This is a genomic window from Maribacter sp. C-4077 (assembly GCF_055378385.1).
Window position 1 is genome coordinate 1,876,669 of record NZ_AP038807.1, and the last position, 18,509, is coordinate 1,895,177.

Below are 18,509 nucleotides of genomic sequence, written 5' to 3' on the forward strand. Positions count from 1 at the left end.
CTTTAGCTGCTCAGAACCGTCTATAATAGTAGCAGCAACTTTATTCACATTGTTACTGAAGTTCTCACCTTGAGAATTTTCTTTCCTCTTTACAAGCGAACAATGTTAATATTGCTATAATGCTAACTGCTTTCTTCATAATAGCTGCGATTTTAAGTAATCCTTCATTCTTTCGTTTATTTCTCTCTGATTTGACAGAGGTTTTTGTGTAAATGGTGCTTGTGGCATATATGGAAATGGTCCAAACTCTGGTGTGATAGAAAATTGACTTTTTATATTTTTTAAATAATCTATTGTGTCTTTCCAAATGTTCGTAAATCGTTTTAAATGTTCGGACCATTCAGGTGCAAAAGGATTATTAACTTGGGAAGCTTGTTCTGTAGCCACTCTTGCATGTAAATGTGCAATATACGGAATAACTCTATGGATAGCTTCTTCTTGGTCTTGAAGTAAAGATTCTGAAACCACGCACCAATGTGAAAAGTCACCTACAAATTTTAAACTAGGAAAAACATCTAAATAACGTATCGTAGCTTGAGAATGAAACGTGAAACGTCCTCTATGTATTTCGTGATAAACAGGAATGCCTTTTTTAATAGAAAAATCCTCAATTGCATCAATAATTTTACAATTATCACTAAAAGAATAATAATCTTTACCCGTATGAGAATTAATAAAATCTGGCTGGTAGTGTACCATATCACACATTCTTTTTAGAACCTTATCAAGATACTCCTCTGGTGTTTCTTTTTTAATGCCAAAAACCTGTTGTAATCCACATATAAAGTTTGGACTTTCTCTTCTAACCTTATTTAAGGCATCATAGAACTTTGTTTCGAAAATTGTATCGTTTGGAATATTTATTTCAATGCCATCATAATCTTTATCCTTCACATAGTCAATAAAGGTTTGGGGTTGATATTCTTCACTTCCCCAATATGGACATAGATATTTAATTTCCATATAGTACGGGGTTTAAAGGTGTGTTTATTACTTCACCTATTTTAGCTCCTGGACACCATGTTTCCCAATCGTTTTGCTGTCCATCATTGGATGGTTTTTTTAGTACCATATCCTTATCCATATATATTATGGTCATCACTTTCCGTATTTGGTCTGTGGTATTTGCACCAGCACGATGAAAAACCCAACCCGAATGAAAGCTTATCTCACCAGCATCAAAAGGTTCTATTATGTGCTTAAAGTCTGTAACTTTTAGACGCTTTTCGATTTGAGTTTCACTATCATCACTTATAGATAGTTCTCTTCCTTCAAGAATTTCATGACTGCCTGCACTAAATTCTAGAGGCCCCATTTCTAAAGGTGTTTCTTGCAAAGGAATCCAAGCAGTAATGTTTTTGTCAGTTGTTAATGGCCAGTAGTGTTGGTCTGCGTGCCAAGGTGTTATACCACCACCAGCTTCTTTAAAGAGTGCCTGATCATGATATAAACGTACACCATCTACTTGCATTAAATCTGATGCAATTTTTGCCAACCGTTTGCTAAATACTAAATCTTTAATTTCTTCATCTTTTGTCCAAAGATTGAATAATTGTAAAAAGGCTTTTCCGTAAGTAGAACGATTTTCTAAAGGAATATCTTCTTCATTTAGTTCATTTACTTTATTACTGATAATTGTATTGAAATAAGCCAAGGTTTCATTATTGAGTACATGTTTTAATTTTATATACCTATTCTTTTGATAAAAAGTAATCTGTTCTTCTGTTAACGAATAATCTTCTTGTAAAACTGTTTTGGTAAGCATAACTATTATTGTTTTGTTAAGTTCCAAAAGTAATAGTTGCTATAAGTTCTTTATTTGCAAAAATCAACCAATACTATGTGTATTTAAACATTACTGAATATTGTTTGATATATTTTGCGTTATTTTTATCCTATATGAAACCAGAGTTAGAATATATTAATGTTGAAAAAACAAAACATTCGTTTCATTTTTTTAAAAGAAGTGAAACCGTTTTTTTGCCCTATTGGCATTACCATCCAGAATTAGAGCTAACCTTAATAACGAAAGGTAATGGCACAAGATTTATTGGTGATTCTATTGCGTCCTTTGCGGATTTAGACCTAGTGCTTGTTGGTAAAAACTTACCTCATCATTGGGTAAGTGCTTCAAAAACAGAAAACCAAGAGGCATTTGTTTTACAATTCAAAGAGTCTCTTTTTAAAAATTTTAATGAATGTGAAATGTTTGACGACTTATATAGGATAGCCAAACAAGGGATACATTTTTATAAACCAACAAAAAAAGTTGTTGAAAGTATTATATCTTTTGAAAAACTATCTAACACCTTCAAACTAGTAAAGCTCATTGAAATCTTAGAAGAACTTTGTTTTGATAAAAATTATTATCTATTATCTTCAAAAAACTATACCAATCGATTACATAACTATGGTAATCAGTTAAAAGTTACAAAAACAACCAACTATATTTTAGAACATCTTAACGAGCAATTAACAGTTAATAGGATGGCAGAATTAACTAATATGGTACCTCAATCCTTTTGTAGATGGTTTAAAAGGCATACAGGACATTCTTTCATATCCTTTTTAAATCATAGTAGAATTGAACAAGTTTGTTTTATGCTATCCACAACTAATAGAACTATACAAGATATTGCATACATAAGTGGATTTGAGAGTATAAGTCACTTTAATAGAACCTTTAAAAATATAAAAGGATTAAGCCCTAGAGAATACAAAAAAATTCATTGAGAATATCCCTTAGTTTCTTTATAATGAAGCACATCGCCACGCTATGTACGTCGTTTGCGAAAGCAACGAGCGAGTTGTAGCGAAGGCTGCGAATTTTATGGAAATATAGTGAAAACCATAACCATGGTTCCATTATCCCCCCAATATCACAAGCATCACGCTTTTTCTGATATCAATCCATATTCTTTGTATAGACCACTTGCCCATTAAAAATGGTCATGGCCACTTGAGTGTCCAACATTGTATCTTCCGGTACGGTCATTAAATCTTGGTCAAAAATGGTAAAGTCCGCCAGTTTTCCTTCGGCAATGGAACCTTTAATGCCTTCTTCAAAGGCACCATAGGCGGCATCGAGGGTATAGGATCGTAATGCTTGTTCCCGGGTCATTTTCTGTCCAGGTTCATAGCCTCCTTCAGGGTTCCCTTCTAGGGTTTTCCGTGTAACACTGGCATAATAGCTGGCTATGGGGTTCAAGGGTTCCACGGGAACATCTGTACCGTTCACAACGGGAATCCCACTTTTTAAAAGGGCTTGCCACATGTAGGCACCTTCCTTGATACGTTTTTCTCCTAATCGGTCTATCGCCCAAGGTCGGTCGGAGGATAAATGAACGGCCTGCATGGCTGGGATGACCCCAAGTTCGGCAAATCTAGGAATATCGTCCGGGTGTAAATGTTGGGCATGCTCAATCCGAAACCTGTTGTCATTGACCATCTGCGGTTTTTCCTTAAAAGCCGCCTCATAGCGGTCCAAAATTTCCCGATTGGCGCGATCTCCAATGGCGTGGGAACACACTTGAAAGCCATGTTCCAAACCTTTTAAGGATGTTTCCTTCACAAATTCCATGGGCAAGGTCTCATGGCCAAAATGATCGGGCCTATCGGAGTAAGGTTCTAACAACCAAGCCCCTCTAGATCCCAAGGCCCCGTCACAATTTAGTTTAATCGATCGTATGGTAAAAAGGTGCTCAGGGTCTACGTTGGGTCCCTTTTCGTACCATTCGTTGAGGAGCTCTTTGTCCCAGCCCGTCAGCATGGCGTACATGCGTATGCCCATTTTGCCATCGGCCTTCATGGTATTGTAAAGTGCAATGGTCTCCCTCCCAATGCCGGCATCGTGGAAACCCGTAATTCCGTTTCGGTGGCAGGCAGCCACGGCCAATTCAAAGGCCTGTATGTCTTTCTCAGCCGTATTTTCTGGAATGTGTTTGGTAATAAGCGTCATGGCTCGCTCATTAAACACCCCTGTAGGAAGCCCTAAATCATCCACGATGACCTCGCCGCCTTCCACGGAAAGGGCGTCCATGTTTTCGGTGCCCATCAATTGAAGTCCGGCCAATTCCATCGCCTTGGCATTGGCAAAACCGGCGTGTCCGCTAGCATGCCTCAAGTAGACAGGATTGTCCGGGGAAACGGCACTGAGTGCTTCATGGGTGGGGAAACCTAAAACGCTGTTTTCCGGCAGTTGGTCCCATTTGCTCTGGTGCCAGCCCCGTCCCGTAATCCACTCACCGGGTTGTGCTTTTTGGACCGCATCGGCAACGGCATCGATAATTTCCTGAAAGCTTTTGGTGTTGATAAGGTCAAGATTAAGTTCATTGTAACCGAGACCCATAAAATGGCCGTGTCCTTCGATCAGTCCGGGAGTCATGGTCTTACCCTCCAAATCGATTACTTGGGTCTCCGGGCCTTTTAGTTTTTCGGCATTTTCCAAACTACCGGAAAACAGGATCTTGTCATCAAGGGTGACCACGGCTTCCACCACGGGATTCAGGGAATCCATGGTGTAAATGGGGCCACCGTGGATCAATAGGGTGCCGGTTTGTTTCTTTTCGGTTGTACAAGAAAGTACGATCAGGGCAATGATGGCATAGCTGATAAGGACAATCCGTTTTTGAAAGGCAAGCAACAATAGTTTTCTCATGATAGTCAAATTAGTTAATCGGTTGGTTATCAACCTACATGTATTATTCAAAATCAAGATAATAATCAAAGAAAGGTAACATTTGTTGCGGAATTCGGCCATCTTCTGTATAGATATTGTTCGTATGGGTGCCAATATATTCTTCGGCAAAATGTTTTACACCTGCGTTTTCCAAGCGCTGACTGAACATTTTACATTGTATGGTAAAACGTTCCCCGGCATTTCTTCCCCAATCGAATTTAATGGCCCTAAGCGTATTGAGATTTTCGAGATATTCATCGATCATATGAACGGGCATTTCGGAATACCATTTTTGCAGTACTTCGGGATTGGCAACAATTTCCTCATTTACATATTCAAAAGGTAAATCAAAATAAAAGGGCGGTTTATTGGGGTTTGGGGACCATGACCTGCCAAAGGCCATAATCACCTTTCCGAAATAAGATTCTGAGAGATCGGTTATTGTTTTCATTTTGGAAAACTCTACATACGTATCGCTATTGGGGCCATATTCCCTTACTATCGTAAGGGCTCCGGGACTTAGCGCATAAACAGTCTCAAAAATTTCCGGGTGTTTCATGGCAATTTTTAACGCGCCATAACCGCCCATACTATGTCCGGTAATGCCTCGGCTACCAGGTTTGGCCAAGGTTCTGTAATTTTTGTCCATATACAAAACCAAATCATACGCCGTAAAATTTTCCCAGTTGCCAAAGATGCCCGTATTGGAATAGAAGCTTCCGTCATAGGTGGTCCGTTGATCGGGTATTACAAGAATAAATGGATCAATCTTTTCGGCCGCGATGGCATAATCCAAAAGGCCTTTCATGTAATCCATAAGACCGTTATCATTTAGAAACCCATGCAAAAAATAAATAACGGGATATCTCGTTTTTGAACCCTCGTAATTTGGAGGTAAGTAAACGGACACTTTTCTGGTTGGATTCTCACCAAAATCATTCTCAAGGTTCTTGGAATAAATAGAATCCAAAACTACTGTTCCCTTGGCTATTTCTTGAGCCGAAAGCCAACCTGAGAGGGTTAGGAAAACAATGGTCAATATATTTTTCATGTGCTTTGATTTTAAAAGGTGACGTCCAATAAATAAGCGCCTAAGGTCTTTCCGTGTTTGTCCAGGGAGGTTGACGACGTCACCCCACCTCCAAGGGCATCGTACATTACAAAATTGAGAGCGCCAAGTTGAGGTAGATCATATCTTTTGACCTTACCCAGTACCTGTTTCCCAAACCATTTCTTAATAAATTCCGGAGTTAATTTTTCCGAAACCATACTATAATGTTTTGGGTCATAGACGGTAACCGAAACATTACTGATGTTTCCTTTGTCCCCGGTTCTCACATGGGCAATTTCCCATAGTTTCATGGCTATGTAGTTTTATAAAGTACGTTAATTTCAAAATCATCCTTGGGAACCAATATGGAGGCAATGGAAATAATTTCATCTACTTTTTTGGTTGCTCCGCCCCCACCATAAGGCCCATTGGTGTATAAGGTTTCTACTTCATTGGTAATGAACTGGGCCTCTTCTTTCGTGTTTGTTTTCCCTGCCACCCTTAATCGAACTTCATTGATATCTTCTGGCATGGCACCTTTATCAAATAATGAATTTATACCGATAAGATCACATCGTACTTCTGAGATAGGGAAGGACAGATTTTCCAACCTTTTTTCTACGATTTCTTTTGCCAAAAGGGCACGGGCAATACAATTGGGACCTCCGTAACTTATTTGACCTTCACCTATAAATCCATTTAGGTAGCCCACACTTACCTTGTACGTATCCGTTGCAGGTTTTCCTGTAGCTCCTGAAAATTCAATAACATCCTCTTTCAATTTCTTGAACGAGACTTTTGAAAAATCCGCTATGCAATCCGGGGTCAAATAATTTTCTGGGTCATGGATTTCATACAGGAGTTGTTCGGTACAGGTGGCCGTGGTGACCATGCCCCCAGCCTCTTCCAATTTAGTGACAAAACCCTCACCAGCCTCGTTGACTTCTACTATGGGAAATCCCAATTTCCACAGATTGGGAACTTCCTTCACCCCGGGATCCGCAAAATAACCTCCGGTGACTTGTCCGGCACATTCCAATAAATGGCCTATCATGGTTCCGATACCCATTTTTTCCCAATCTGTTTTTTCCCATCCAAATTCATAAAGCAAGGGTGCCAGGAATAGGGAAGGGTCGGCAACCCTGCCCGTGATGATAATGTCCGCATCGTTTCTTAAAGCCTCAAGAATACCATCAGAACCCAAATAGGCTTTTGCCGATAATAAATTCTTATTTATTTCGGATAATGGCTTACCAGTTTCAATAACCGTGTTGGAAGTGTAGTTATGGATTTTATCCGTAATGTCATCCCCGAGAACCGCAGCTACTTTCAGATTTTTAAGTCCCAATGTAGTAGCCAATTTTGCAACCTCTTCCATGGCTTTTATTGGATTGGCTGCGCCCATATTGGTAATGACCTTGATTTTGTATTTATGGGCCAATGGAAGGACTTTTTCCATGCGATAGAGAAGAAGGTCATTATAGCCTTTTTCAGGATCGGACTTTTTGGCTTTTTGGGCCAGGGCGATGGTTCTTTCCGCAAGGCCTTCAAAACAGATATAATCTAGATGGCCATGCTTCATTAATTCAAGGGCCGGTTCCAAACGATCTCCGGCATACCCAGCTCCGCTTCCTATTCTAATCTTTTTCATGCTACCAGCTTATTGCTCCAATCATTAGGGATAAAACTAAGATAACCATGGTCACCAAAAATGCCAATGGTATGGTTTTTTTCTGATGATCCCCCAATTCTATGCCCGTGAGTCCAATTAATAGATATGTAGAGCCCGTAAGCGGACTTACCGGAAACCCTGTCGTCATTTGACCGATAATCGAGGCCCTTCCTACCTCAATGGCCTCCACACCAAAGTGGGATGCCGTGGTGGACAATAAGGGCAGTATTCCAAAATAATAGGAATCCGGATCAAACAACAGACTGGCAGGCATGGATAATACACCGGTTATGACGGCCAAGTGACTACCTATGGTATCTGGAATGTAGGTTACTGCACTTTCTGCCATGGCATTTATCATCCCTGAACCTTTTAATATTCCCGTAAAACATCCTGCAGCAAATAATATACTGGCCATTAAAAGAGCTGCCTTTGCATGTGCGTTGATTCGCTCGCCCTGCTCCTTTGGATTTGGGTAATTTACTAGTAAGGATATAGAAAACGCTATCATAAAAATAATATGCGGCGGGGCGATTCCACTGATTAAAACTCCCACTGCGACCAAAACAAGGGCAATATTGAAATAATATAGCTTTGGGCGTTCCTGTTTGGCATCTGTTTCTTGTTCCAATGCTATGTCATCTATTGTTGCAGCCTTATTTTCACGTTCCATTTTGCCAAGAATATAGGCGATAGCCAAAACGGTCAAAAGGCCTCCAATAACGGGAATCAATAATGGGTTAAATAATTCGGTAACGTTTACCTCCAAAGCTGTGGCTGCCCGTATGGTTGGTCCACCCCAAGGTAGGATATTCATTGTGCCCGCGGCCAACGCGGCTATGGTGGCCAAGGTGGTTCTCTTCATTTGTAAAGTGTCATACAAAGGAAGGAGTGCCGGAATGGTCACCAAAAACGTTACGGCGCCCGAGCCATCCAAATGAACGGCCATGGCCAATAATGCGGTAGCCACGGCAACCCGGGACGGAGTGTTCCCGGCAAATTTCAGTAGGGCCCTTATAAGGGGTTTAAAGGTTCCCGCATCGGTCAATATACCAAAGAATAGAATGGCAAAAATGAACATGACCCCAGTGGGAGCGATGGACTTTAAACCATCGGTTATAAAAGTTGCTATTTCCGTAGTAAAACCACCCAAAAGGGCCGTTATGATGGGAACTATAATCAGGGCAACCACAGCAGCCATTTTCTTGCTCATGACAAGAAACAAAAGAGCAACTATGGTTAAAAGACCCAGCCAGGCAAGCATGTAAGATTAAGTATTAAGTTGGTTTACGTTTTTAAATATAGGCATTTGAACCGTTTAAAAAGTAAAAGGCCAGGAATTAGACCCTAGCCCTTATATTCATTTTTTGATTATAAGCTGCTTAGCTTAATTCCCATCCCTTTCGGTAACTTCCTTTTACCCATTCGTTCGCTTTTTCCCAATTGGTTACGCGCATGTTGTCGCCATCCCAAAGGATTTTTCGTCGACCTGGATATTCAAAAGGGTCCCAGTCTCCCAATTTTTTGCCTTCCTTCAGTTTCTTATATTGGAAGGCCTTAATGGCCAAATTACCCATGAGAACTGCTTCTGTCAAAGGTCCGGAGCGTTCAAAGTCAGAAGAGGTTTCCACTCCTTCCAAACATCCTTCCACAAAATTTCTTTGGTGGCCGCCCGTATCCCCAGGAATACGTTTTAAATAGGGTTTTGGAGGTGTCAACAATTCCATGGTCGTTGAGGGCAATAATCGTGCGTTTCTAGAATAGGTATCACAGACCAAAATTCCTCGGGTACCGTAGAAAATGCTTCCACCACCGTTATCTCCAATCGTTTCTCCATCCTTCAATTCATCCGGTAAATCAGGGAGTAATCCACCATCATACCAATTCAAGGCGATATCGCCATGTTCTGGCGTGTTGAATTTTAATCGTACAATGGACGAAGCAGGACAGGATTCGCTGTAATCTGCCTCCACAAAATCACCCACCCAATTCGTGGTGCAACTTGCTTCGGCTTCGGTTGGATAACCAAGTCCCAAAACACTAAATGGGGTTTCCATAATGTGACAGCCCATATCGCCCAAGGCACCTGTTCCAAAATCCCAAAAACCTCTCCATTTAAAGGGTAGATAGGCATCATTATAATCCCTCATCTCGGCGGTCCCCAACCAAAGGTCCCAATCCAGACCCTTGGGAATACGGTCTTTTCCTTGGGGAACGGGAACACCCTGTGGCCAAACGGGTCGGTTTGTCCAACAATCTACCTTATACACTTTTCCAATAATTCCGGAATCTATCCATTCCTTGGCTTCGCGACTGCCATCACTGGAAGCGCCTTGGTTTCCCATTTGTGTAACGATTCCGTTTTCCCTGGCCACTTGGGTCATTAATCGCGCCTCATTGATATTGTGGGTCAACGGTTTTTCAACATAGGCATGCTTTTTTGCCCTCATAAAAGGCAGGGCAATAGATGCATGCATATGGTCCGGTGTGGCTACCATAATGGCATCCATATCGTTCAGATGCTTGTCATAGACCGTTCTAAAATCCTTATACCTTTTAACATCGGGGAAATTGGCATAGGTTTCCGCTGCCCTTCTATCATCGACATCGCAAAAGGAAACAAATTTCACTTTTTGGGTTTCATTGAGCCCCTGGATTACACCGGCCCCACGTCCACCAACACCAAATGCACCCAAATAAAGGGTATCACTGGGAGGCACATGGGTTTTTCCCATTACAAAACTGGGAACAATACTAAATGCGGTCGAGGCAGCAACCGTATTTTTTATAAACTTTCTTCTTTGCATGATAAAATAAAATTTGACTGAGCTAGGAAGGTACAAAAAATTGACTTTTTATATAAACCAATCGGATTTTATTAAACCAATAAAATTTAGTCTTTAATTTTTAGGTATTCACAATGCAACCAAGTAGGATTTCAATGTTGTGGATGTCGTTTAAATAAGGCGAAAACCATCACAGATTCTTAGCTAAAAGTTAAAGAATCCCATTTTGCATAAATATATCATAATGGATAATCCATAAGGGGTTTGTAGCCGTATAACAACTAGAACAAATCAAGAACACAAATGAAATCTGAAAATACTTTTACACCTGAATTGAACGCTACCAAACAGTCCGATACCAGACCGAGTATCAAGAACGGATTCTTATTGAAAACCAGACTCCAATCCTTTATCCAAAATGCCAATGCATGGGGGGTCTTTGTAATGGGTAGCACCTTTGTCCTTATGATCGCTTCCATCTATGTAATGTATGTGTTGCAGTCCGATTACGACCAGTTTAATCAAGACCGATTGAGTACTACTTTTGGTATGATTTTTATGGTCATCGCTACCGGACTCTTTGCTTTTAAAGCCGGATTTTTTGTCTATACCTTGTACCGATATTTTCGTTATAAGGCAATAGAATCCGTATCCAATGAGGAATTGCCCACATGTACCGTAATCGTTCCTGCGTATAATGAGGGAAAACAGGTATACGCCACTTTGATCAGCCTGGCGAACAGTGATTACCCTGTTGAAAAACTACAATTGCTATCCATTGATGATGGCAGTAAGGACGATACTTGGAATTGGATGCAGGAAGCCAAAAGAGTTCTAGGGGATAGGGTCGTTATCTACCAACAACCTAAGAATATGGGTAAAAGACATGCATTGTACCGCGGATTCAACGAGGGAACTGGAGAGGTTTTCGTAACCGTGGATAGTGATTCCATCGTTAAAAAGGACACGCTTAGGAATTTGGTAAGTCCGTTCGTGACGAATGAGAAATGTGGGGCGGTAGCGGGCAACATTAGAGTGTTGAATAATGAAAAGGCTTTAATTCCAAAGATGTTGGACGTGAGCTTTGTGTTGAGTTTTGAATTTGTAAGATCTGCGGAAAGTAGCTTAAATTCTGTGTTGTGTACTCCTGGAGCATTGGCCGCATATAGAAGGACCGCTGTATTCGCCTGTCTGGATGCCTGGATAAACCAGACCTTTATGGGACAACCTTCGGACATAGGCGAGGACAGGGCCATGACCAATATGATTTTGAAGCAGGGGTACCATGTGCTATTTCAAAGAAATGCCTATGCCTATACCAATGTTCCCGAAAAATATAAGGGGCTTTACAAGATGTTCATCCGTTGGGGTAGGAGCAATGTTAGGGAGAATATAGAAATGTCCAAGTATGTTTTTACAAACTTTAGGGAAGGTTCCAAAGCGGGCACTAGACTATTGTTTTTTAGCCAGGCGACCAAGATTGTAATGAGTTATCCTTTCTTGTTGTTCATGTTGTACTTTGTGGTAACACATCCGCTGTTGTTTGTAGCATCCACACTAACAAGCATTTTGGTTTTGTCCACATTCCCGGTCATATTCTATGCAAAGCGATATAATTTCATGGAATCCTTTTGGGCCTATTCGTATAGTGTTATGTACACCTTTGGGTTGTTTTGGATTACCCCATATGCCATAGCCACAGCCAACAGAAGAGGATGGTTGACCCGCGGTTTGGCAGAAAAGAAATAAGTAATAGAGAATTTGAGGATATTTGGAAAGGAGCCCGTCTTAACGGGCTCCTTTTTTATGGATTGGACTTCGCCGATAATGGATTCCATTCTTTATAAAACTGCTCAAGGTAGTCTAACATGTATTGATGCCTCTCAGCTGCCAGTTTTTTCCCGGTTTCAGTATTCATTTTATCCTTCAGAAGAAGCAATTTTTCATAAAAATGATTGATAGTGGGCGCCTTGGATTTTTTGTATGCTTCCTTGGTCAGCTTTAGATTGGGTGGAATGTCAGGATTGTAGAGTTCCCTATTTTTAAATCCGCCATAATTGAAAGCCCTTGCTATACCAATGGCCCCAATGGCATCCAAACGGTCGGCATCCTGTACTACCTGTAGTTCCTTTGAAACGAATGCTTTCTTTTTGGAAGTACCTAAGCTGTTTTTAAAGGAAATATGTTTAATGATTTTTACGACATGACCAACGACCTTTTTTTTGACCTTTAGCGATTGTAGAAAATCCGAAGCCATTTGCGGACCCATGTTTTCATCGCCATCGTGAAATTTTGCATCGGCTATATCATGCAAAAGGGCCCCAAGGCTTACCACAAGAATGTCCACATCCTCGTCCTTCGCAATGAACATCGCATTTTGGAACACCCGTTTAATATGGAACCAGTCATGTCCGCCTTCCGCATTTTGTAACGTTTCCTTGACAAAGGTTATGGTCTCCTCAACGATTTCCGTATTGCTCATTTAAAAGGGTTTTATTGAAAACCTCATGGACTTGTCCTGAAGTGTTTTATACCGGAAACTACCGCAGCTTCCGCCTTGGCGAGCAAACCGTCATAGTCCCCGTCGTTTTCAAAAGGTTCGTGAACGTCAAAGGACACTTTTGCGCCCAAGCCCATGGGGAATTTACCAAATCGGACCAATTTCCATGAATTGTTAATGCTAATAGGAACGATCAATGCAGATGGCGCCTTTTTCATCAGCATTTTTAGCCCCATGGGTTTAAAAGGTTTTGGATGGCCGTCCCTACTTCTGGTACCTTCCGGAAAAATAACGGCTGCCCGGTTGTGTTTTTCAATATATGCCCCCAGTTTGCCAATTTCCATCAACGAAGCCTTGGCATCTTTCCTATCGATCAAAACGGAACCTCCGTGCCTTAAATTGAAGGAAACACTGGGAATACCTTTGCCAAGTTCCTTCTTGCTCACAAACTTGGGGTGGTGCTTTCGCATATACCAGATAATGGGAGGGATGTCGTACATACTCTGGTGGTTGGTAACGATGATCAAAGGCCTATCCGTGGGTATGGTATAGGGATTCGTGAATCTGTAGGTGGTTCCAAGAATATTTGTGGAACGCATTAGAAACCAGTTGAGCAGACTGACCGTTTTTTTAATGCCAGGGTACCCAAAAAGTTTTAACCCCAACCAAAGTATGGGATGAAAAATAACCAATATCAACCCAAAGGCTATAAAGAAAAAGGGGGTGACAATGTAGGATAGCGTTTTTTGCATGCTACAAAAATAAAAAACCGCTCTGGTAAGAGCGGTGATTCCGTATTAAAATAAGAGCTCGTTAGAAGGATTTGTTCTAACAGAATTCGTTATAGGCCTGTACTAAGTTTTCCGCGATCATTTCCGCAGGTCTTCCTTCAATATGATGACGTTCTATCATATGGACCAGTTCTCCGTCCTTGAACAAGGCCATGGATGGTGAAGATGGAGGAAATGGGACCATCAAGTTTCTGGCAGCATTGACAGCTTCCGTGTCCACACCGGCAAAAACGGTAACCGTATGGTCCGGCGTTTTGGCGTTCTGTAAGCTCATTTTTGCAGCGGGCCTGGCATTGGCAGCGGCACATCCACACACAGAATTTACGACTACCAAGGTAGTTCCTTGTTGTTTGATGGCATTTTCGACAGCTTCGGCCGTATATAATTCTTCAAACCCGGCCGAAGCCAAGTCGTCTCTCATAGGTTTTACTAATTCCGCAGGATACATAGTATTATTTTTTTTAAAATCCGAAATACAAATATAACCAATTTGATATATTTCCTTGGTCACCTTAACGTTTCCTTAGTCATCCGTATTCTGCCTAAAATCATATCTTTGGAAATTATCAAAAGATTGGAATGATTAAATGGATCGGGACCTTCATAGGCTTTTTTTTAAGGGGATTTGTTGGGGCCATTTTGGGCTTTTTTGTGGGTAGCGCCCTGGACAGTCTCTTTGGCTCGGGTAGTGGTAGGGCACAGAGCGTATTTAGTGATTTTACGAGACCTAACGTTTCACCGGCAGATTTTGAACTGAACTTACTTTCATTGTGCTCCATTGTCATAAAGGCCGATGGTCAGGTAAGCCAACAGGAAATGGACTACGTACGGCAATACTTTGTGGGTACCTATGGAAAAGAGAAGGCGAATGCCATTTTTAGGACCTTCAATGATATCAACAAGAAAAGGGAGATTTCCGCACAGCGAATAAGCAGTTTTTTGGCGCAAAGGACGCGTTATGAAGTCCGGCTGCAGTTGCTTCATTTTTTGTTCGGTATCGCCCAGGCCGATGGAAACGTAAGCACGCCCGAAATCAACAAAATCAGGGAAATTGCCGGTTATCTACGGGTTTCCCGGCAAGACTTTGAAAGCATTATGGCGATGTTCATCAAATCTGCAGACAATGCCTACAAAATATTGGAAATTGAAAAAACCGCGTCCAACGAGGAGGTTAAAAAGGCCTACAGGAATATGGCCAAAAAATACCATCCGGACAGGGTAAATACCCAGGACGAAGCTATAAAAAAAGGCGCCGAAGAAAAGTTCAAACAGGTTCAGCTTGCCTATGAGACTATTCAGAAGGAAAGGGGAATCAATTAAAAATAGAAGCTATGGTAAATTTTTGGTTTTATGTTGAAATGGGTCTCAATCATGTATTGGACCTTAGTGCCTATGACCATATTTTGTTTTTATCGGCCTTGGCAATACCGTTTACCTTCAAAAGTTGGAAAAAGGTATTGGTTTTGGCTACTGTTTTTACGGTCACCCATTGCCTGTCCCTGATGCTTTCCGTTTTTGAGGTGGTGGTAGTGAAAGTGTCCCTGATCGAGTTCTTGATTCCGGTGACCATTTTTCTGACCGCGTTGTTCAACATTGTATATCAACGGCGAATACAGGAACACAATAGCATTTTGTTACATGTTTTGGCGACGGCGTTCTTTGGTCTCATCCATGGTTTTGGATTTTCCAATTATTTTAAAATGTTGATTTCGGGGGAAGAGGAAAAATGGACCCCATTGTTGGGTTTTGCTACCGGAATTGAAATTTCACAGGTAATCATCGTACTATTGGTATTATGCTTGGCATACGTTTGTCAGTCCTTGTTTAAGGTGAGGCCATCCATTTTTGTAGTAGTGGCGAGTGCAATTGTGTTGTTAATCACAATACCCTTGTTGTATTCAACGTTTCCTTGGTAAGGAGGTCGAAGCTATCTGGGTCCGAACGGAAATTTGAGTCTTTTGGTCAAGTCCAAATAACAAATATTGAGGAAAAGTTAAAATTGTCACTATACCTTTGTAAAGGTATTTAAAGCGGGTATCTTAGACAATCCAAGCATTTTTTGCTTCCGGTTACATGAACAAATCGAAACAGGAAAAATACGATAGGGCCTACCTTAGAATGGCCAAGGAGTGGGGCAAACTCTCCTATTGCAAGCGAAAACAGGTGGGGGCCATTATCGTAAAGGATAGAATGATTATTTCCGATGGATATAACGGCACTCCAACCGGTTTTGAGAATTACTGCGAGGACGAAGAAGGCTACACGAAGTGGTATGTGCTCCACGCGGAGGCGAATGCCATTTTAAAGGTAGCTTCGTCAACACAGAGCTGTCAGGGCGCTACCTTATACATAACGTTATCGCCCTGTAGGGAATGCAGTAAATTGATACATCAATCTGGCATAAAACGTGTAGTATATCAAATAGCGTACAAGGACGATTCTGGCCTAAGTTTTTTGAAAAGGGCGGGAGTGGAACTTGAATTTATGCCACAAATAGAGGATTGACATTAATGAAGAATAAGTATACATATCTATTGCCCACCATAATCGCCTTGGCCTTGGCCATTGGTATTTTTGTAGGTGGTAAACTTAACTTCAACGATACGCCCGAGAAATTATTCACCACCAATTCCAAAAAGGACAAGTTAAATAGGCTGATCGATTATATCGACTACGAATATGTGGACGATGTCAATACGGACAGCATTGTTGACGTAACCGTAAACAGCATCTTGGAGAAGTTGGACCCCCATTCCGTGTATATCCCTGAAAAGGAGATGACCCGTGTTTCAGAGAATATGAAAGGGGATTTTGTAGGTATTGGCATCAATTTTTATCCTTACAGGGACACCATATCGGTAATACGCGCAGTAAAGGACGGCCCCAGTTTTGCCAAGGGAATAAAGCCTGGAGACCGTATCCTTATGGCGGACAACGACACGCTCTATGGAAAGAACATGCCCAGTGATCTTATCGTTCAAAAACTAAAGGGCAAGGACGGTACGCCCGTCAAATTGAAAGTATATCGAAAGTCAGAGGATAGAATGTTCGATGTTACGGTAACCAGGGGTGTAGTACCGATCAAAAGTGTGGAATCCTTTTATATGCTTACGGACGATATTGGGTATATCAAAGTGATCCGTTTTGCGGAATCTACATACGACGAATTTAAATCGGCCTTGAAACAGTTACAAAAAGAAGGGGCCCATAAATTGGTCCTGGATTTGAGGGACAATCCTGGAGGATACCTGAACATTGCCGAACAGATGGCGGATGAATTTTTGGAGGACAACAAACTAATATTGTTCACTAAGAACAAAAAGGGAAAAATAGACAAGACCTATGCAACCCGCAGGGGCAGTTTTGAGGATAAACCGGTCTACGTCCTAATCAACGAACGTTCCGCTTCGGCCAGTGAAATTGTTGCAGGGGCGTTACAGGATAATGACATAGGCACCATTGTAGGGAGAAGATCCTTTGGGAAGGGCTTGGTACAGCGGGAAATGGCCTTGGGGGATGGTTCCGCGGTTCGCTTGACCGTATCCCGATATTATACGCCCACAGGTAGGAGCATCCAGAAAAGCTATGCCAACGGAAGTAAGGACTATTACGAACGATTTACAGAAAGATACCATAGCGGGGAGATGGTTTCCGTGGACAGTATCAAGGTGGCCGACTCCCTAAAATTTACCACACCCAAAGGAAAGGTGGTTTATGGAGGAGGAGGTATAATACCCGATGAATTTGTTCCCATTGGCACCAATGAGGAAGAAGCCGTAGAAAGTATGGATAGTTTAGGGTTTTTATCCTTTTTTGTATTCGAACATCTTGATGAAAACCGGGAACTATATGCGGACTATACGGCTGAAGAATTTTTCAGATATTTTAGGGTGGACGATATCCTTTTTGAAAAGTTTGTGGATTATTCTTTGGAGCGAAACCTCAAAATGAATTTTTATGATTTTGAGGATAACATAAAGCTTTATCTAAAGGCCTCCCTGGCGGAGCAACTGTTCGATGCCAATATGCATGCCAAAATAAAAAGCGTGGAAGATCCCATGTTGTTAAAGGTGTTGGAACTGGACAACCCTACCATACAACAAGGGGAGGCCGAAGCTATAGAATCCCAAAATTAATCCTCGTTAAGTTTCTTCTGGATTTTTTTGCTTGTATAGAAGATGAGTATCAGGACAATGGCACACAAGGATGCCATAACGCCAATAATGGCCACGACACTATTGCCTTCAAAAGGATTCTCAAAATCAATCAAGGTTACGTTGTATGCAATCAACGCAACTGCACATATCACCAGTATTATCGATAAAGTCTTGTTCATTTTAATCACTTAAGACATTAAAAATACACTAATTTCTATTGATTGAAAAGCTCGTTTATATTGGCGGCAAAGAGCTTAACGGCAATGGCCATCAGAATAACTCCAAATACCTTTCGAATAACATTGAGACCTCCCTTGCCCAAGACTCTTTCGAGTTTGACAGAGGATTTTAGGACCAAATAGACAAAAATGACATTGACAATAATCGATACGATGATATTCTCAACGTAGTATTCCGCCCTTAGGGAAAGTAGTGAGGTCAGGGTACCTGCACCTGCAATTAGGGGAAAGGCAATAGGTACAATGGAGGCACTTTCAGGTTGATCGTCCTTATAAATGGAGATGCCCAAAATCATTTCGATCGCCAAAAAGAAAATAATAAAGGCACCAGCTACGGCAAAGGAATTTACATCTATTCCAATTAGATTGAGGATTTCCTCACCAAGGAAAAGAAAGGCGACCATAATACAGGCGGCAACGATCGATGCCTTTTCTGATTGGATGTGCCCCACTTTTTTGCGGAGTCCAATAATGATGGGGATGCTTCCCAATATGTCGATAACGGCAAACAATACCATACTGGCCGTGGCGATTTCCCTAAAGTCAAAATGAAAGGTCATTCTTCAAAATTTTTTGCAAATCTACGTTTATAAATAAGTCTTTGGATGTTATGAAATTGATAATGTTTAAATGAC

At 41.3% G+C, this 18,509-nt stretch carries 19 protein-coding genes; 6 read left to right on the top strand and 13 right to left on the bottom strand.

Annotation, left to right across the window (positions count from 1 at the left end; translation table 11 throughout):
- Positions 1-135: 135 nt before the first annotated feature.
- Together ACZ41C_RS08060 and ACZ41C_RS08065 are read right to left on the bottom strand one after the other, a co-directional pair.
- Positions 136-963 carry a sugar phosphate isomerase/epimerase gene (locus ACZ41C_RS08060; RefSeq protein WP_464565448.1) on the bottom strand — a complete coding sequence of 276 codons (828 nt, stop codon included), beginning with the start codon at positions 961-963 and terminating at the stop codon, positions 136-138.
- Positions 953-1,765 carry a phytanoyl-CoA dioxygenase family protein gene (locus ACZ41C_RS08065; protein WP_464565450.1) on the bottom strand — a complete coding sequence of 271 codons (813 nt, stop codon included), beginning with the start codon at positions 1,763-1,765 and terminating at the stop codon, positions 953-955. The genes ACZ41C_RS08060 and ACZ41C_RS08065 overlap by 11 nt, the downstream gene beginning before the upstream one ends.
- Positions 1,766-1,899: 134 nt before the next feature.
- Here ACZ41C_RS08065 and ACZ41C_RS08070 point away from each other — a divergent pair, with 134 nt between their 5' ends.
- Entirely contained in the window at positions 1,900-2,733 is an 834-nt protein-coding gene (locus ACZ41C_RS08070; protein ID WP_464565452.1) for an AraC family transcriptional regulator, read from the top strand.
- Positions 2,734-2,905: 172 nt separating this feature from the next.
- Here ACZ41C_RS08070 and ACZ41C_RS08075 read toward each other — a convergent pair whose 3' ends face one another.
- From ACZ41C_RS08075 to ACZ41C_RS08100, 6 genes are all read right to left on the bottom strand, one after another.
- Complete coding sequence (locus tag ACZ41C_RS08075; RefSeq protein WP_464565454.1) at positions 2,906-4,657, bottom strand: amidohydrolase; 1,752 nt, start codon at positions 4,655-4,657, stop codon at positions 2,906-2,908.
- Positions 4,658-4,700: 43 nt separating this feature from the next.
- Positions 4,701-5,729, bottom strand: coding sequence for an alpha/beta hydrolase (locus tag ACZ41C_RS08080; RefSeq protein ID WP_464565456.1), 1,029 nt, complete (start codon positions 5,727-5,729; stop codon positions 4,701-4,703).
- 11 nt (positions 5,730-5,740) lie between these two features.
- Complete coding sequence (locus ACZ41C_RS08085) at positions 5,741-6,040, bottom strand: AtuA-related protein (RefSeq protein ID WP_464565458.1); 300 nt, start codon at positions 6,038-6,040, stop codon at positions 5,741-5,743.
- Between the two features lie 2 nt (positions 6,041-6,042).
- Entirely contained in the window at positions 6,043-7,380 is a 1,338-nt protein-coding gene (locus ACZ41C_RS08090) for an acyclic terpene utilization AtuA family protein (RefSeq protein WP_464565460.1), read from the bottom strand.
- 1 nt (position 7,381) lies between these two features.
- On the bottom strand, positions 7,382-8,665 hold the full coding sequence (locus tag ACZ41C_RS08095; RefSeq protein WP_464565462.1) for a CitMHS family transporter: 1,284 nt from the start codon (positions 8,663-8,665) through the stop codon (positions 7,382-7,384).
- A gap of 118 nt (positions 8,666-8,783) precedes the next feature.
- A complete protein-coding gene (locus ACZ41C_RS08100; RefSeq protein WP_464565464.1) occupies positions 8,784-10,208 on the bottom strand; it encodes a Gfo/Idh/MocA family protein in 1,425 nt (474 codons plus the stop codon).
- Between the two features lie 282 nt (positions 10,209-10,490).
- Here ACZ41C_RS08100 and ACZ41C_RS08105 point away from each other — a divergent pair, with 282 nt between their 5' ends.
- Positions 10,491-11,936: a glycosyltransferase family 2 protein gene (locus tag ACZ41C_RS08105; RefSeq protein ID WP_138256482.1), complete on the top strand. Its 1,446-nt coding sequence runs from the start codon at positions 10,491-10,493 to the stop codon at positions 11,934-11,936.
- A 55-nt stretch (positions 11,937-11,991) separates the two neighbouring features.
- Here ACZ41C_RS08105 and ACZ41C_RS08110 read toward each other — a convergent pair whose 3' ends face one another.
- From ACZ41C_RS08110 to ACZ41C_RS08120, 3 genes are all read right to left on the bottom strand, one after another.
- The gene (locus ACZ41C_RS08110; RefSeq protein WP_138256481.1) at positions 11,992-12,669 is read right to left on the bottom strand and encodes an HD domain-containing protein; all 678 of its coding nucleotides are present in this window, start codon (positions 12,667-12,669) and stop codon (positions 11,992-11,994) included.
- 23 nt (positions 12,670-12,692) lie between these two features.
- Positions 12,693-13,439 (bottom strand): lysophospholipid acyltransferase family protein, encoded by a 747-nt coding sequence (locus ACZ41C_RS08115; protein WP_464565467.1) that lies wholly within the window; start codon positions 13,437-13,439, stop codon positions 12,693-12,695.
- Between the two features lie 76 nt (positions 13,440-13,515).
- Complete coding sequence (locus ACZ41C_RS08120; protein WP_138256479.1) at positions 13,516-13,926, bottom strand: BrxA/BrxB family bacilliredoxin; 411 nt, start codon at positions 13,924-13,926, stop codon at positions 13,516-13,518.
- 131 nt (positions 13,927-14,057) lie between these two features.
- Between ACZ41C_RS08120 and ACZ41C_RS08125 the strand changes: the two genes are divergently transcribed.
- From ACZ41C_RS08125 to ACZ41C_RS08140, 4 genes are all read left to right on the top strand, one after another.
- A complete protein-coding gene (locus ACZ41C_RS08125; RefSeq protein WP_464565469.1) occupies positions 14,058-14,798 on the top strand; it encodes a TerB family tellurite resistance protein in 741 nt (246 codons plus the stop codon).
- An 11-nt stretch (positions 14,799-14,809) separates the two neighbouring features.
- Entirely contained in the window at positions 14,810-15,394 is a 585-nt protein-coding gene (locus ACZ41C_RS08130) for a HupE/UreJ family protein (RefSeq protein ID WP_464565471.1), read from the top strand.
- Positions 15,395-15,551: 157 nt separating this feature from the next.
- Positions 15,552-15,983, top strand: coding sequence for a deoxycytidylate deaminase (locus tag ACZ41C_RS08135; protein ID WP_138256476.1), 432 nt, complete (start codon positions 15,552-15,554; stop codon positions 15,981-15,983).
- Positions 15,984-15,988: 5 nt separating this feature from the next.
- A complete protein-coding gene (locus ACZ41C_RS08140; protein WP_138256475.1) occupies positions 15,989-17,614 on the top strand; it encodes a S41 family peptidase in 1,626 nt (541 codons plus the stop codon).
- On the opposite strand, the gene ACZ41C_RS08145 is transcribed toward ACZ41C_RS08140, so the two are convergent.
- Together ACZ41C_RS08145 and ACZ41C_RS08150 are read right to left on the bottom strand one after the other, a co-directional pair.
- Complete coding sequence (locus tag ACZ41C_RS08145; RefSeq protein WP_138256474.1) at positions 17,611-17,814, bottom strand: hypothetical protein; 204 nt, start codon at positions 17,812-17,814, stop codon at positions 17,611-17,613. The two genes, ACZ41C_RS08140 and ACZ41C_RS08145, sit on opposite strands and share 4 nt — an antisense overlap.
- 35 nt (positions 17,815-17,849) lie before the next feature.
- A complete protein-coding gene (locus ACZ41C_RS08150) occupies positions 17,850-18,434 on the bottom strand; it encodes a MarC family protein (RefSeq protein ID WP_138256473.1) in 585 nt (194 codons plus the stop codon).
- Positions 18,435-18,509: the final 75 nt, after the last annotated feature.